This is a genomic window from Flavobacterium sp. CLA17 (genome assembly GCF_013112255.2).
Taxonomy (GTDB): Bacteria; Bacteroidota; Bacteroidia; order Flavobacteriales; family Flavobacteriaceae; genus Flavobacterium; species Flavobacterium circumlabens.
In genome coordinates this window covers 5,369,614-5,385,428 of record NZ_CP068294.1, presented here as the reverse complement: position 1 = coordinate 5,385,428, position 15,815 = coordinate 5,369,614, and the positions used below count along the sequence as shown (strand labels likewise).

Sequence of the window (15,815 nt, the reverse complement as noted above, 5' to 3'; positions counted from 1 at the left end):
GCGGCCCCGATAGCTATCGGCATCCACAAAAGATATAGTGGAGAGCAGGGAATAGCTTCTACATAATCCAATTTTTAAAATCCAAATTCCAAGCTGGAAAACTCTTCGACTTCGCTCAGAGTGACAAATCTTTGTCGAGTTTCTGGTGTGATTCCTCATTCTTCGGAATGACAAGATTGGGTGGAAAGTGTGTTATAAATAAATTTACTTCCCCTTCTTCCCCCATTTAATTTTCATTTTCCCTTCATCATCAACCGCAGTTAAATGCAGGACAAGACCGCGCTCGCGAACCGCATCACGTTCGGCCTGGGTGGCGAGATTGATGTCGTTTTTGGAGTTTCGGAGTGGGATGGTGAGGGCGAGATTGGTGCCACGGCCAAAGGAATAAATACCTTCGGCATCGAGGTTTAGGACGCTGGAACTAATGGTGAAATCATTGACATCGACTTGCTCTCCGCGTAATTTAAGATTGCCCGATAAATCGCTAAACGTTATATTCCTGACATCGCGAAACGGAAAAGCAAACTTTCCGATTTTTACAATAGGTTCGAATTCCAGCAAAGCGCCCTGTTTGACGTTGAACGTCAGATTGCCGTGCATAGAATTGGTAATCAGTCCGCCATTGCTGTTGATGAGACCCGTTACATTGGCCTGACTGCTGAGTTTTCCCTTGATATTGTTGGGATTAAAAGACGTAACGCCGAAGTTGTTGAACGAGCGTAAAAAACTCGCAATATCAACCCGGTTTACCTGTGCGTTGGAACTAAAAGCAAAGTTTTTTCCGCTGGGCTGTACTTCGCTGTTAAAGGTGATACTTCCGCCGGACGTTTGCAGCGAACCGTTTTTGATCACCAATTTCGAATCGACCATCTGGATGGTTGCGGTGGTATTCGTCGCCGTCAGTTTATTGTAATTGATTTTGTCGGCTTTGATGTCGATTACGACCAGACATTTATCGATTACGGTTCTTAAATGATTGGAAATTGTGGTTCGTTTGGTGGTTTTCGCGGCGGTTTTCTTTTTCTGGGAAGTAGCCAGAACACCCAAAAATTGCTTGAGATCGATATTCGGGCAATAGATTTTCCAGTTGACAACCATTCTTTCGGGAGCATCATAATAGAGGTTCAGGAAATTGTCTATTTTTCCTTCTATGAAAACGGCGCTTTTTTTGTGTTTGTAAGCAATCTGTTTAATCAGCAGGGCTTTCTCTGTAAAATCGAGATGGATGTTGGTATTAACAGCCTGAATATCTTTTGGAATATAATGGAAAGAGGCGTTGTCGACGTCTATTTTGCCTATAAAACGTGGTTTTGTAATGTACAGATCGACAATGTCAAACTGAAATTTGAGGTTGGCTTTGGCATGACCGGATGTAAACTGAATCCATTTGTCGTTGCTGATTTCGTTGAGTCTTTCCACTTCAAAATCAGAACTTACGTTTCCGGTGGCGACAGGTTTTTCGAGATTGTTAATCGACAATTGCGGAATCGCAAGCGGAATATTTTCATAATCCCCCACAAATCGGGTCAGAATAATAGCCGAATTGGCGTCGTTGAAACCCTCCTTTGGTTTGAAATTATTGGTAAAAATACCTTTGAAATTACAGTTTTTAATTTGTCCGTCGGGAATACTCAGTTCGTTGTCTTTTATAATCGCCTGAACGACAATCTTCGGATCGCCTTCGGCATTAAAATCACCTCTGATGTCGCAATTTACATCAATCGGTTTGCCCAAATTGAACCGGTTTAGCTTCGAGCTGATGTTGGCAGATAAGACATTCGAAGCATTTTGCCATAAGATTGTAGTTCCGATATTGATTCCGAACAAGGCATTGCCCTGAGCTAAATTAAAAAACGCGGTGATGTCAAAAGCGTCCTTTCCGATTTTTAAATTTCGGGTTACGACATCTATTTTTTCTTTTTCGGAGGAATACGAAACATTAAAAGTTCCTTTTAGGTTTTTCTCCTTGGCAAAACTGCCATGTTTGGTATTAAAAGCCAGGCTTTTGATCTGAGTATCCAGAAACACATCGGTTTGCCAGTCGCTTCCGTCGTAATCTACTTCGGTTTTTAGGCTGGCAACATCAAAATCAAATAATTTATGCCCCAGTCGATTGTCCAGAATAAAGTGTACATCGTTGAGGTCAACCTGATCAATGGTGGTTTCGGTATCGGATTTCTCTTCGGGTGCTTTTTTCTTTTTCGGTTTAAAGATATTAGCGTTCGAATATCCGTTTTCGGCTTTATAAACGTAAATATCGGCGTCGTTAATGAGGATTTTATGAATGTTGATTTCGTTTTGCAGTAAACTCCAGATGTTGAGACGGGCTTCGATTTCCCGGGCTTTTAAAAGAGTGTGTTGGTGTGTTTTCCATTGTTTGTCCTTGAGTTCAACGTCTTTTAAGGCCAGGGTAAAATTCGGAAAACCAACTAAAAACTTATATTGAAAATCACCAACATGAAATTCGCCATTAATGTTTTCGTTTATTTTGGTGTTGATTTTAGCGATGATTTCAGTCTTGTTCCGGTTGAAATAGAAAGACAGACTTCCGGCCAGAATAAGAACCAGTACAACGCATCCTGCAACGAAAAAGCCAAAACGTCTGGCGTATTTTCGAAAACCTGCCGATTGTAAAAAGTTTTTTATGTGTAGTAAAAGTGCTTTCATATAAACTGATTTTCAGGATTACTAAAGATACAGTAAAAATGTATGAAATTCCTAAAAACATGCCTTTCAGGTGACTATAGGACAAAACTTACAAATAGGAATTTTAGTATTAATATAATTAATGACAATACGTTTATAATGAAAACTAATTTGGTTATGGCGTTTGATTGATTTAAAATTTCTAAATTTGTACTCAGTTAAGGAACTAATTAAAAATGCTCCCGAAAAGAAATTAACGGGATAAACTTTAAATAAAATTATTATGGCATTAGCAATAACAGATGCTACTTTTGACGAAGTAGTTTTGAAATCAGATAAACCAGTAATGGTAGATTTTTGGGCAGCATGGTGCGGTCCTTGTAGAATGGTTGGTCCGATCATTGATCAGATTAGCGAAGAATACGCAGGTAAAGTAGTTGTTGGGAAGGTAGATGTAGATGCTAACCAGGAATTCGCTGCAAAATATGGTGTGCGTAACATACCAACCGTTTTGGTTTTTCATAACGGTGAAGTAGTAGGTAAACAAGTAGGAGTTGCTCCGAAACAAACCTACGCAGATAGTTTAGACGCTTTGTTGTAATCGTAAGATTATAATTTATATAAAAAAGGTTTGACGAAAGTCAAGCCTTTTTTATATTTAAAGGTTTTTTTTGCCACGAATGGCACGAATTTCCGCGAATTAAAATGTATTTATTTTTTTTTTTTGCCACAGATTACAGGATTAAAAAGATTTTTCTAATCTGTGAAAATCCTTTAATCTGTGGCAACATTTTAAAGCAAAATCAAAATAATTAATTCGCGGAAATTCGTGCCATTCGTGGCAAACCTTATTCTAAGAATTTAATCGTAAAAGTAGTGCCGGAATCGGGTTTTGAAGTTACTTCGATTTTACAATTAATGGCGGTTGCCAAATCCCTAATTAAGTGTAATCCCAATCCGGATTTGATTCCGATAACTTCGGAGTCGTCGTATAAAGCTTTAAATTGTTCCTGAGTTCCGCCGGGACCATTGTCGGTAATGGAAAGACAGGTTTGTTGGTTTTCTGTCCGGGCTTTCCAGATTATTTTTCCGTCCGGGGTTTTGTCCAGTGCTTTTATGGCATTTCCGGTCAGGTTTCGGATAATGGTTTTCAGGTAATTTTCATCGGTATCTAAAATGATGTTTTCGGGATCTTCAAATGAAATTGCTACGGTTTCAATTCCCGAGAAATGTCTTTGCGTTTCATCAAATAAAACCGAAATCGGTGTTTTCTGCAGATGAGGTTTAAAGTTTTCCATCTGTCCTTTACTCCACAATAAGATATCTTCCATTGACGATAATAAATTCTCGGCCCCGCTAATAACTTTGGTTTGCATTCGTAAAGCAGTTGCTTCATCAATGAGTTCCGGACTTTCTTTCTGAAGGTGCAGGAAGTGAATTAAATTCGAAACCGGACTTCGTAAATCGTGGTTCAGGATACTAAAAAACCGGGCTTTTATTTTGTTGGCTTCGTCTAATTCCTGATTCAAAAGCTGTAATTTCTGATTGGTTTTCTTGCGGTTCTGGCTTTGTTTGAATAATAATAATCCGATAATGGCGACTGATGCCAGTCCGAAAATTAAAAATAAAAGCTGCTTTTTGGTTTCTTCAATCTGAATGTTTTTAATTGTATTTTGTGCTGACAAGCTTTTTATTTCCTGCTTTTTGGTTTTGTTCTGGTAGCTTGCTTCGGCATTGGCAATACTTTGTTTGGCCGATTCCTGCATCATCTCGTCATTGTATTTGCTGTAGATTTCGTTGTAATGGAATGCTTCTTTCCAAAGTCCCAGTGCGGCATAACTCTGAGATAGTTTTTTATTGATATTTACAAACGATTCCTTATCGTATGTCAGCGCATTTTCCGAAGCTTTTTTTAAGGTTTCGATGGCCTTTTTGTATTCTCCTTTTTCATATAAAACTCTTCCCATTATGGCGTTTGCTTCCATGATTATATCTTCATCATTTGATTTTTGGGCCAGTGTAATGGCTTTCTTGGCATAACCCAATGCGGTATTGATTTTGCCTTCGTTAGCATAATATTCAGATACGCTTCGGTTGGCAAAACTTAAATTAAGAAATAGGGAATCTTTTTTAGAAGGGAAGGTATATGTTAGGCGGTAATATTTTTGAATGCTATCGAGGTTTTTTAAAGGAACAAAACACTGTAGGTAATAGTTGCAGGAAAAAGCACTGACATATGGAGAAGTCTTTATATAGGGCTGGGCATAATTTAAATATTCAAGGGCTTTATTGTATTGTTTCATTTTGGTGTAGGCAGCTGCAATCTGACTGTAAGAAACGCCGATGGTCTCATCGTTGGCCACCGTTTTTCTAAGCAGTTTTTTGTAATTAATCGCTTTGAGCTGATAACTGATAAAGGTTTCATATTGGGCATTGTCCAGATAATATTCGCCCAGGCTTCCGTAAAGAACAGATTTGGTATAGCTGCTTTTTGTAGTGTCCAGCACTTGTTTGATGTGTGCGATTAATTGTTTTCGTTTTGAAGTTTCATTAAGGGCGTAATACGCATAACTGAGGCGCATCAAGGCTGAGGTTTCGTTTTTAAGATGTCGGGCCTTTTGTGCAAATTTTAAGGCAAGTTCATAATTAACGCAGGCTTGCTTGTTCTGATTGTTATTGAATTCGTAAGCGTTTCCTTTTAAGAAATAAAACCTTGATTGGTACGCGGGATGATCTTTAGAAAGTACAATTCCTTTTTGTGCGGCGATAAGCAGTCTGGGATAATCTTCGGAATCTAAAAATACATTGGTATATTTTAGCCAGACTTTTAGTTTTTCGTTTGTGGTTTTATATCGGGACAAATTCGGTTCTTGTTGTGCAAAAACAGAAAGGGTTATAAAAAACAGCAACAAAAAACCGGCCTTTTTCATCTAAATGAGGTTTAGATTTTCTTTATAACTTCTTCCCACAGGAATGGAAATGTTATTGTTTAAAATAATTTCCGTCGAATTCATTTTATGGATAAACTGTTTCTGAACGGCATAACTTCTGTGAATCCTGATGAAGGACTGAAAATGATCTTCTTTTAAAAGATTGCCAATACTCGATAAAACACAATGTCTCTTTTTGTCGGTAATGATTAAGGTATAATCTTTTAGCGCTTCGAGGTATAAAATTTCGTGCAGTTTAACTTTGGTCTGTTCGTGGCCTTCTTTGATATAAATGGTATCACCGCCGATACTGGCTTCAAAAAGAGAGGCTTTCAGTTTAATTTCCATAAACTCTTCGATACGACTTACTGTTTGCGCGAAGCGATCGAGTTTTAATGGTTTTACGATAAAATCCAGCGTTTCTATTTGAAAACTTTCTACAGCATGTTCCGGATGTGCGGTTATAAAAATACAAACCGGAATTTCCAGTGCTTTTTTTCTAAACTCAATTCCGTTTAAGCCCGGCATATCAATATCCAGAAATAAGATGTCTACTTTTTGTTTTTCGATAAACGGAAGTGCTTCATCAGCCGATTCAAAAACACCTAAAATATCCAGAATCGGAAACTTTTTGGCAAACGATACTACCGTAAGTCTGTCTATTTCGTCGTCGTCAATAATAATGCAGGTGTATATTTTATTCATTTAATTCGATTTTATGTCGTCTGTCTATTTAAAATGTCGTCTGTCTATTAGCTGTTTTTCCGCCTGTTTTAATCCCGCAAATTTGCTTTGTAATTAAGGCATCAGATAAAAAGAAACGTTCTTTTAGATCATTTGACTTTTACAAAAATAATGTTATTGAATTAAATAAGAATCATTTAGCCAAATTTAAACCAAAATTATTATGAAAACTTTAAAAACTATTTTTACACTTTTAATAGTTGCTATTTCTACCCTATCCTGCAGCAGTGATGATGGAACGGACGGAGTTGATGGACTTCCGGGAGCAGACGGGGCAACCGGAACAGCCAATGTTATTTACAGTGCGTGGATCACAGCACCAACGGCAGTTGCAGAAACCATTGACGGTACTTCGGGAATGTCTACGAGTATCAACGCACCCCAACTATCAGAAGATATTCTTGCAAAAGGAACCATATTGGTTTATATGTCTTTTGGGGCAGGAAACTATCCATTACCTTATACCTCAACAGCAGGAGGATTTGCTAACACCATTACAGCTATCTCAACGGCAAAGAAAATCAAATTGTTCCGATTTAGACATGACGCAGGAGGAACTGTCAATCTTCCAACATCATTGAGCTGGCGTTATATCCTGATTCCGGGAGGTGTTGCTGCTGCAACCGCAAAAACGGCAAAACCGGATTATTCTAAAATGAATTACGAAGAAGTTTGCGCACATTTTAATATTCAGCCTTAATTTTTGAGAAACAGATTAATACAGCATAAAACAATCCAATAAATAAAACCAGTTAAATTAAATTATTATGAAAACTTTAAAAACACTTTTCTTCCTCTTATCAATTGCGCTTATAACATTTTCATGCAGCAGCGATGACGATAAACCGGAACCAATTAAATATGCCGAAGAAAATCCTTTAGATGCTTATATGGCAGGCTCAGGATTCAGCCAAAAAGCAGTTGATGTAAAAAACTCAGGGATTTATGAATATGGTTTTAGTTTTAAGCCAACCGTAACCGGAAAAATAAACGCTTTAGTGGTAAAAATTCCGGATGTAAACCCAACTTTAAGAATTACAGTATGGGATGCGGCTACGAAAACGGTTATAAAATCTGAAGTTATAAATGTAGCAACAGCCAATGTTACCGTCGAAAAAGCGATCACTCCGATTGCCTTGACGAAAGATAAAGAATATTTCTTCACGGTAAACAGCGACGACTGGATCAACAGAACAAAAACAGATGGTTCTGCTGCGACTTATCCTATTGTAGCCGGAAATATAACCATTACAGGATATGCGTATATCTCAAGTACAGCTGCAGAAACTATTTTCCCGACAAATGCGCGTAATACTTACTATGCAGGAGATATGAGCTTTAAATTTCAGCAAACAGAATAATATAATTTTGGATAGCTTTGAATTAGTTGAAAAAGGTTTGGCCAAAAGGTCAGGCCTTTTTTATTTTTAAATGATTTAATCTTTTAATACATTTGAAAGATGAAGATCGAATCGGAAATAGAGAAAGTATCCAGTTTTCAGCATCTTGAAATGCTGGCCAATCAGGTGGTGGAAGGATTTATATCGGGCATGCACAAGAGTCCGTTTCATGGGTTCTCGGCTGAATTTGCAGAGCATAAAGTCTATAATGCCGGAGAAAGCACCAAACATATCGATTGGAAACTGTTTGCCAAAACCGATCGGTTGTATACCAAACGTTTTGAGGAAGAAACCAATTTAATGTGTCACCTTATTGTCGATAACTCGTCGTCGATGCATTATCCGGAATTAAAATCGAATCAGCCTTTTTATGAAAAGAAGATTGGATTTGCTGTTTTGGCTTCGGCAGTCTTAATGAATATTTTGAAGAAACAGCGCGATGCCGTTGGTTTGAGTGTATTCTCGGATACGTACGAATATTATGCTCCCGAAAAAGGAAGCGATCGTCACCACAGAATGCTGCTCAATAAATTAGAACAATTGTTAGAACAGCCAAAAGTCAAAAAAAGCACCGATACCATAACTTATTTGCATCATATTGCCGAAAAAATGCATCGTCGCTCGATGATTATTCTGTTCACAGACATGCTGCAGTCGGAAGAGGATGAAAAGCTGTTTAATGCCTTGCAGCATTTAAAACACAACAAGCATAAAGTGGTGCTGTTTCATGTTATTGACGATAAAACGGAGCTGAAATTCGATTTTGATAATACACCAAGAAAGTTTATCGACTTAGAATCAGGTGAAGAAGTGTCGATTTTTGCCGATAATGTAAAAGAGGAATATGAAAAAAGGGCTGAAGAGTATTTTAAAAGATTGGCTTTGACCTGTGCAAAGAACCAGATTAAGTACGTTCCGGTCAATGTGGGAGATAGTTTTGAAAAAATATTGACTACATATTTAGTTGAAAAACAAAACTTTGGCTAAGGATTTAAAAATTTATTCGATTTTTTTTAGCAAAACACTTGCAGAAATGAAATTCTGTACTATCTTTGCAACCGCAATAACGCAGAGGTTTGGTAGTTCAGTTGGTTAGAATACATGCCTGTCACGCATGGGGTCGCGGGTTCGAGTCCCGTCCAGACCGCAATATTGGGAGAAGCCTTTCTTAACGGAAAGGCTTTTTTGCCCAAATACGGTATCTAAGATTAGTTGTGTTGTTTGCTACGAATTTGTAACTCGTAGCTGGTTTAGTAGTTAGACCAATGAAAAGCTTTCCACTTTTGTGGATGGCTTTTTTGATTTAGGGCATATAGATAAATGCAAATTTCAATCCGAAGCCTCGGAATAAAATTCCAAATTCCAAATTTTTTAGTCGAAAAAAAAAATGCAATCCCGATAGCTATCGTGATCAAAGTTTTTTTAAGTTTTGCTCCCGATAGCTATCGGAATTGCGCTTTTAACCTTGCTCACTTTGCGGTTAAATGCAGTTTTTTTACTCTCTAAAATTGAAATTCTGGATTTTAAAAGATTGGAATTTAGTTCATTAAAAATTTCTCAATTTTAATTCATAAAAACCCTTGTAAAATCAAAGTTCTATTGTATTTTTGCAGTCACAATAACGCAGTTGGTTTGGTAGTTCAGTTGGTTAGAATACATGCCTGTCACGCATGGGGTCGCGGGTTCGAGTCCCGTCCAGACCGCAATATTGGAAGAAGCCTTTCTTAACGGAAAGGCTTTTTTGTTTTTAGAACACTTTCTAAAATAAATTCCAATATTTAAATTGCTTCGCCTGTTCGCTAGCGCTCGAGTCCAAATTGCAATACTACTATAATGTCTTATTGGAATTTGGACTTTTTTATTTGGATTTTAATTTGCCTACATTTATATCACAAGAAAGATATTCAATTACTTCAATGGAACAATCCACTCATAAAGTAGACCAGTATTACATCAAAAAAGTAGATGCAGATCAAAAAAGTATTTACTGTCATCATGATGTCATGGGCGAATTATTTGTTCCCACGCATAAACATGAGAAAGGACAAATGCTCTATGCCGAAGGCGATGTGGTCTTTGTTACGACCGAAACCAAAACCTATTTTTTGCCGGCACGACATTTTATCTGGATTCCGAGTGGAGTGGAGCATAGCATTCATCCGAAGTCTGAAAATGTGATGATGCGAAATCTGTATTTTCCGGTTGAAAAAGACGAAGATTCTTTTTACCAGAACGAAGGAATTTATCCGGTCAATAATTTACTGCTTCAAATGATGCTTTTCACGAATCAATGGAATGGTGATCTTAAAAAAGGAAGTCCGAATTTTGTGATTGCCAAAGCGATTAAAGCAATTCTTCCGCAAATCTGCCTGACTAATTTACCTCTTGAATTGCCACAACCCAAAGATGCCCGCCTGGGTAAAATACTGCGCTATGTCGAGAATAATTTAGGAGAAACGATTTTGTTTGCAGCTGTTGCACAGGAATTCGGTTACAGTGAACGCTCTTTGTATCGCCTGTTTCAGAAAGACCTAAAAATGTCCTTCATTCAATATTATACGATAAGAAGAATTTTAAAGGCAATCGAATTGCTACTTGAAAGAAAATTGTCCGTAAAAGAAGTTGCCCAGGAAGTCGGTTACAGCAGTGTACCGACGTTTAGTAATACCTTCTTTAAAATCCTCGGACAACGGCCTTCCGATTACTTAAACGGAGAAGATGTTTTAAAAAGCCGATAAAATTTATTTCTCCCGCAGATTTGGCAGATGGAGCAGATTATTCTAAAAAAAGAAATTTGCATGATGTGCAAAATCTGCGAGAAAACATTTTTTAGACAAAGACCTTCAGATTTATTTCTCCCGCAGATTGAGCAGATTACTCTAAAAAAACAAATCTGCTCCATCTGCCAAATCTGCGAGAAAACATTTTTTAGACAAAGACCTTCAGATTTATTTCTCCCGCAGATTGAGCAGATTATTCTAAAAAGAAATCTGCCTGATCTGCCTGATCTGCGAGAAAACTCTTTTGGTTGATAATATATTAATTTTCAATATTTTAATAAAACGTTTTCGAAAATTACAATTTTAACATTTGTCCGAAATGAATACGTTATTGACTTTTTAGAATTATCAGTCGCCAAAAAAATGCAGGAACTTTGCACTATAAAAATTATTTATAAATTCATGTTCCTTAAAACAACAAATTCTACAGCAGATTGTTTTCTCAAAATCACGTGGCTATTTCTAATAATAGTAACAGTCAATAGTTTACAAGCGCAGGAAATTCATTCGGTTTCTTTAAGTGAAGCGGTAAAACTGGCTAAAGAAAACAATAAAAAAATCCTCAAATCTCAATTGGAGACAACGCTCTCCGAGCAAAACATCAAAGAAAGAAAAGAACTCCGTTTACCGGATATCGAATTAAACGGTGAGTATTCCAGAATTACCAACATTACGGAATTCAAAGGAAGCGGTTTCTTAAATGGCAAAGAAGTGACCAAGGCAATTCCTGAAATTTATCAGGTCAATTCAACTTTTAAAATGCCAATTTACGCCGGAAATAAGATTAACAACGCCATCAGGATTGCGAGTCAGGAAAATGAAATTGCCAAAATAAAAACAGAAAAGGCTGAAAATGATATCGAGCTGGAAGTGGTAGCCAATTACCTGGCGATTTATAAAATGTTGGAACTTCAGAAGATTTTCGAGGAAAACATTAAGGAAGAAAAAAGCAGGTTAAAAGAAGTCGCGTCACTGCAAAAGCACGGAACTGTCACCAAAAACGAAGTCATTAGAGCCGAATTGCAGCTTTCGGACCGTGAATTGAGCGCGCTGACGAATTCCAAAAACATAAAAATCGCAATGCATGAGCTGAAAACTTTGATTCAGCTTCCGGAAACCGAAGAAATTACAATCGACACCACGGCCAATCTTGATGAAATGAAGGGTTTGGATCCCTATGATTTTTATTTGAATAAAGCCTTTCAGAATGAGGAAATGCGAATGGCGAGCCAGGAACTGAACATCAAAAAAACAGAACTGAAGCTGGTCAAAGGAAATTATCTGCCCACCGTAAATTTCTTTGGGAATTATGGTTTTTACTATCCCAACTACAAATTTTTTCCGCCGAATCCATATTTGTACACTTTGGGACAAGTGGGTATCGAAGCGCATTTTGATATTTCGGCTTTGTATAAAAACAAAACCAAAGTACAGCAGGCGAATACGAAAATTGAATGGCAGCAGATGCAGTCCGAAATTATAAAAGATGAAATTCAGGATAAGCTGTTTAAGGAACATACCCAATATCAGGAAATCCTTGAAAAATTTGTGGTGGTCGATAAAGCCCTCGATCTGGCGAATGAAAATTACCGAATCGTAAAACTAAAATACCTCAATCAACTTGTTTTAATCACCGAAATGGTCGATGCCGATAATGCTTTATTACAGGCAAAATACAACAAGATTTCTACCCGACTGGACGCCATTTTGAAACATTATGAATTGCTGCATACGGCGGGGATAATGCAGAAGGGGAATAGAATATAGAGGATAGAAGCAAGAATAAAGAGGCAAGAAGTTAGAAAATAGAAAAGATATAAAGTTTATGGTTAAGATAAAAAATGAAACTAGAAGAAACAGGACGTTTCATATATTAATAACAATTATTGCCTGTATATTGGTGGTAAGCGGAGTCATTTTAGGGATTTGGTTTTATGTGTTCAACAGAAACCATGAGGAAACCAATGATGCTCAGGTGGAGCAATACGTGACGCCAATCATGTCGCGTATTACGGGTTATGTGCAGGAAGTTCGTTTTGAAGAAAATCAGTTCGTGTATAAGGGTGATACTTTAGTGGTGATTGACAACAGGGAATACAAATCGAAACTGAATGTTGCCCTGGCCGATGTACAAAGTGCGAAGCAGAGCAGTGTCGTAGCCGAGAAAAATGTGACGACAACAGCAAGTTCTACTGCCATTGGAGAATCGCAGCTGGCGGCCGCTAAAACCAATCTCTGGAAGACAAAATTAGAATACGACCGATACAAAGCGCTGGTACAAGACGAAGCGGCAACTTCGCAACAATTAGAGAAAGTAAAAGCCGATTACGAGTCGGCACAGGCCCATTTTCAGGAAATGCGGGATCGAATCCAGTCTTCTCATTTAAACACTTCTCAGGCGCAGGCAAATGTTCCGGCAACGCAGACGAATATTGCATCCAAACAAGCTGTAGTCGACAATGCGGCATTGTTTCTTTCGTACACGGTAATCACGGCGCCTTATGACGGCTGGGTGGGTAAAAGAACGTTACAGCCCGGACAAATGATCAAAGAAGGGCAATCGTTACTTTCGATCGTAAGCAAAGAAAAATGGATCACGGCCAATTTTAAAGAAACACAACTGCAATATTTAACCGTGGGTCAGGAAGTTAAAATTCAGGCTGATGCTTTAAATGATAAGGAATTTACAGGAATTATTACCTCATTGTCACCTGCAAGCGGGGCGCGTTTTTCGCTGTTGCCTCCCGATAACGCCACGGGAAACTTTGTGAAAATCGAACAAAGGATTCCGGTGCGAATTCAACTGAAAGACACCGACAAACAAGCTGACTTTTTAAGAGCCGGAATGAACATTACCGTTATTGCGCAGCACAACTAAAATGGAAGATAAAAGTATTTTTAAATCCTGGGTTCCCAACTGGGCGATCATCATCATCTTGTTTGTGTGTTTACTGCATTCTATGATTTTGCTGGGCGTTTACAGTTCGAACGTGGCCTACGCGGCAAGTTTTCTGGATATTGAAGCCGAAGACTTGCAGTTTTCCATGTGTGTAACCTATGGAACGCTGCTGGCGACAATCCTGATCGAAAGCCGGTTTTCGAATTACTTTCCTGCGAAAACGTATCTGATCGCGCTCTATATTTTGATAGCCGTCACCATAATTTCGTCGGGTTATGTAACCAATTTTGCGCTTTTTATCATGTTGAGGATAGCCGAAGGAATCCTGATGGCTTTGCCGGTGATGATCCTGAGACAATTACTGGTTGAACGTTTTAAGTCTAAAAACGCCATTATTATTGGATTCTCTTTTTACTACGGATCACTTTTGCTCGCAACGCCTTTTATTATGAACATTGCGGTTTGGTTTCTCGATCATTACGATTGGAAATACATGCTGTACGTTTCCGGAATGCTTCAGCTGATTAATGTTTTTCTGATTCTGGTTACCTTCAGAAGTCATAGAATCACCAAGAAAATCCCTTTGTATCAGGTTGATTTGCTGAGTTATGTTTTGGTTTTGACTTCGATTTTAAGCGGGGCTTTCTTTTTTGTCTATGCCGAAAAGAAATATTGGTTTGAATCTTCGCAATTGATTTTGGCTTTGATTATTTGCCTCATTACAGGCGGATTGTTTATTTTTAGACAATTGCTGGTCAAACGCCCAAGTTTTGATTTTGAGGTTTTCAGGTATGCCAATTTAAGAACAGGATTTCTGTTGTTTTTTATTTTCTACATCGCCAGAGCCACTTTGAGTCTTTGTCACAGCGCGATGTTTTCGATCTGGAACTGGGATCCTTCCCGAGTGGCCGGAGTACAATACATCAACGGACTCGGAAATGTAATCGGACTGATTCTGGCCGCATTTTTCCTGATGAAATCCATGGCGACCAAATACATTTTTATGATTGGTTTTGCGCTTTTAGCAGTATTTCATTTTTGGTTTACGTTTCTGTTTGTATCCGATGTTTCATTGTCAGATATCGTGATTCCATATATTTTACAGGGAATTGCCGTTGGTGTTTTATTTGTGCCACTGGTTTTGTTTACCGTTTCTGCAGTTCCTGCGAAAATGATGACTTCTTCCGGAATTGTCGGCGTTTCAGGACGTTTCTGGGGAAGCACGATTGGTTTTTGCATCATGCAGAACGCACAGGTATTTTTGAATAAAAAGCACTTTTTAAAACTCAGTCAGTTTGTAACAGGCGATAATCCTCAGGCGCAGGAAACCATTGCTAAAACAGCCCAGAGTTTCGCGGCAAAAGGATATTCGCCTGACGATTCTAATACACTGGCGCTAAAAAAAGTCTTTAGCTCCGTTGCCAGACAAGCGACTTTATTATCGAATATGGAAATTTATACCGTGGTGGGATATGGTTTGCTGATTTTGGTGGTCTTAATTGGATTAAATCAGCATTTGAGACAAACCCTGAACGTATTTAAAACCAAAGTTTGGATTGGTTAAAAAATCAAAATGATATAAAATAAAAAATCCTTTAAGTTCAATTAAAGGATTTTTTTGTTTTCTAATTCCAGATTTCATTCATGGCTGTTAGTATAATCGGTTTGCCGTCGGTAACGACAATTGTGTGTTCGTGTTGTGCCATAAAACCGCCTTTGTTTCCGACCATTGTCCAGCCATCCTGTAATGTTTCGGCATAGGTTGAGATTGTGGCAATGAAGGTCTCGATCGCAACCACAGAATTTTTCTTAAATCGGGTCAGGTTAAATTTATCTCTGTAATTGGCTATTTCGTGCGGCGCTTCGTGAAGGCTTCTTCCGATACCGTGGCCGGTTAGGTTTTTAATCACTTTGTAACCTCTTTTTTTGGCTTCGGTTTCCATGATAAAACCGATGTCCGAAATGCGGACGCCGCCTTTTATATTGTGTATGGCTTTATGTAAAATTTGTTTTGAAGCCTCAATCAGTTTCTGGTGTTGGTTGACATCGGAGCCAATAACAAACGAGCCTCCGTTATCGGACCAAAACCCGCCTAATTCTGCCGAAACATCAATATTAATCAGATCTCCTTCGGCCAATATTCTTTTTTCGGATGGAATGCCGTGACAAAATTCATTGTTCACGCTAATGCAAGTCCAGCCCGGAAAACCGTACGTTAGATACGGAGCCGATTTAGCGCCCATTTCATTAAGGATTTGTCCGCCATAATCGTCTAATTCTTTGGTAGACATTCCCGGTTTGGCAAATTCTCTCATTTTTTTTAAAGTGAAAGCAACAGCGTCACTGGCTTTTTGCATTCCAACTAATTCTGATTCTGTTGTAATTGACATAATTCCTTTTTTTAGGTAAAGTATTC

At 38.2% G+C, this 15,815-nt stretch carries 12 protein-coding genes and 2 tRNA genes; 10 read left to right on the top strand and 4 right to left on the bottom strand.

What is annotated here, in order from left to right; all coding sequences use genetic code 11:
* Positions 1-204 precede the first annotated feature (204 nt).
* Complete coding sequence (locus tag HAV12_RS22220) at positions 205-2,667, bottom strand: AsmA-like C-terminal region-containing protein (RefSeq protein ID WP_171571507.1); 2,463 nt, start codon at positions 2,665-2,667, stop codon at positions 205-207.
* A gap of 262 nt (positions 2,668-2,929) precedes the next feature.
* Here HAV12_RS22220 and trxA point away from each other — a divergent pair, with 262 nt between their 5' ends.
* Positions 2,930-3,247, top strand: a complete 318-nt coding sequence (gene trxA, locus HAV12_RS22215) for a thioredoxin (RefSeq protein ID WP_041516662.1) — start codon at positions 2,930-2,932, stop codon at positions 3,245-3,247.
* Positions 3,248-3,494: 247 nt separating this feature from the next.
* Here trxA and HAV12_RS22210 read toward each other — a convergent pair whose 3' ends face one another.
* Complete coding sequence (locus HAV12_RS22210; RefSeq protein WP_171571506.1) at positions 3,495-5,576, bottom strand: HAMP domain-containing sensor histidine kinase; 2,082 nt, start codon at positions 5,574-5,576, stop codon at positions 3,495-3,497.
* Positions 5,577-6,281, bottom strand: coding sequence for a LytTR family DNA-binding domain-containing protein (locus tag HAV12_RS22205; RefSeq protein WP_171571505.1), 705 nt, complete (start codon positions 6,279-6,281; stop codon positions 5,577-5,579).
* Between the two features lie 202 nt (positions 6,282-6,483).
* Between HAV12_RS22205 and HAV12_RS22200 the strand changes: the two genes are divergently transcribed.
* The 9 genes from HAV12_RS22200 to HAV12_RS22160 all read left to right on the top strand — a co-directional run bounded on the left by HAV12_RS22200 (position 6,484) and on the right by HAV12_RS22160 (position 14,963).
* Positions 6,484-7,020 carry a hypothetical protein gene (locus HAV12_RS22200; protein WP_171571504.1) on the top strand — a complete coding sequence of 179 codons (537 nt, stop codon included), beginning with the start codon at positions 6,484-6,486 and terminating at the stop codon, positions 7,018-7,020.
* Between the two features lie 67 nt (positions 7,021-7,087).
* Positions 7,088-7,681, top strand: coding sequence for a DUF4082 domain-containing protein (locus HAV12_RS22195; RefSeq protein ID WP_171571503.1), 594 nt, complete (start codon positions 7,088-7,090; stop codon positions 7,679-7,681).
* A gap of 99 nt (positions 7,682-7,780) precedes the next feature.
* Complete coding sequence (locus tag HAV12_RS22190) at positions 7,781-8,707, top strand: DUF58 domain-containing protein (RefSeq protein WP_171571502.1); 927 nt, start codon at positions 7,781-7,783, stop codon at positions 8,705-8,707.
* Positions 8,708-8,793: 86 nt separating this feature from the next.
* Positions 8,794-8,867: transfer RNA gene (locus HAV12_RS22185), tRNA-Asp, on the top strand.
* Between the two features lie 482 nt (positions 8,868-9,349).
* Positions 9,350-9,423 (top strand) — tRNA-Asp (locus HAV12_RS22180).
* A gap of 213 nt (positions 9,424-9,636) precedes the next feature.
* Entirely contained in the window at positions 9,637-10,458 is an 822-nt protein-coding gene (locus tag HAV12_RS22175; RefSeq protein WP_171571501.1) for an AraC family transcriptional regulator, read from the top strand.
* A 405-nt stretch (positions 10,459-10,863) separates the two neighbouring features.
* Positions 10,864-12,267 carry a TolC family protein gene (locus HAV12_RS22170; RefSeq protein WP_240345209.1) on the top strand — a complete coding sequence of 468 codons (1,404 nt, stop codon included), beginning with the start codon at positions 10,864-10,866 and terminating at the stop codon, positions 12,265-12,267.
* Positions 12,268-12,325: 58 nt separating this feature from the next.
* Positions 12,326-13,378 carry an HlyD family secretion protein gene (locus tag HAV12_RS22165; RefSeq protein ID WP_171571499.1) on the top strand — a complete coding sequence of 351 codons (1,053 nt, stop codon included), beginning with the start codon at positions 12,326-12,328 and terminating at the stop codon, positions 13,376-13,378.
* Position 13,379: 1 nt separating this feature from the next.
* Complete coding sequence (locus HAV12_RS22160; protein WP_171571498.1) at positions 13,380-14,963, top strand: MFS transporter; 1,584 nt, start codon at positions 13,380-13,382, stop codon at positions 14,961-14,963.
* Positions 14,964-15,024: 61 nt separating this feature from the next.
* On the opposite strand, the gene map is transcribed toward HAV12_RS22160, so the two are convergent.
* Complete coding sequence (gene map, locus HAV12_RS22155; RefSeq protein ID WP_171571497.1) at positions 15,025-15,789, bottom strand: type I methionyl aminopeptidase; 765 nt, start codon at positions 15,787-15,789, stop codon at positions 15,025-15,027.
* Between the last annotated feature and the right edge of the window lie 26 nt (positions 15,790-15,815).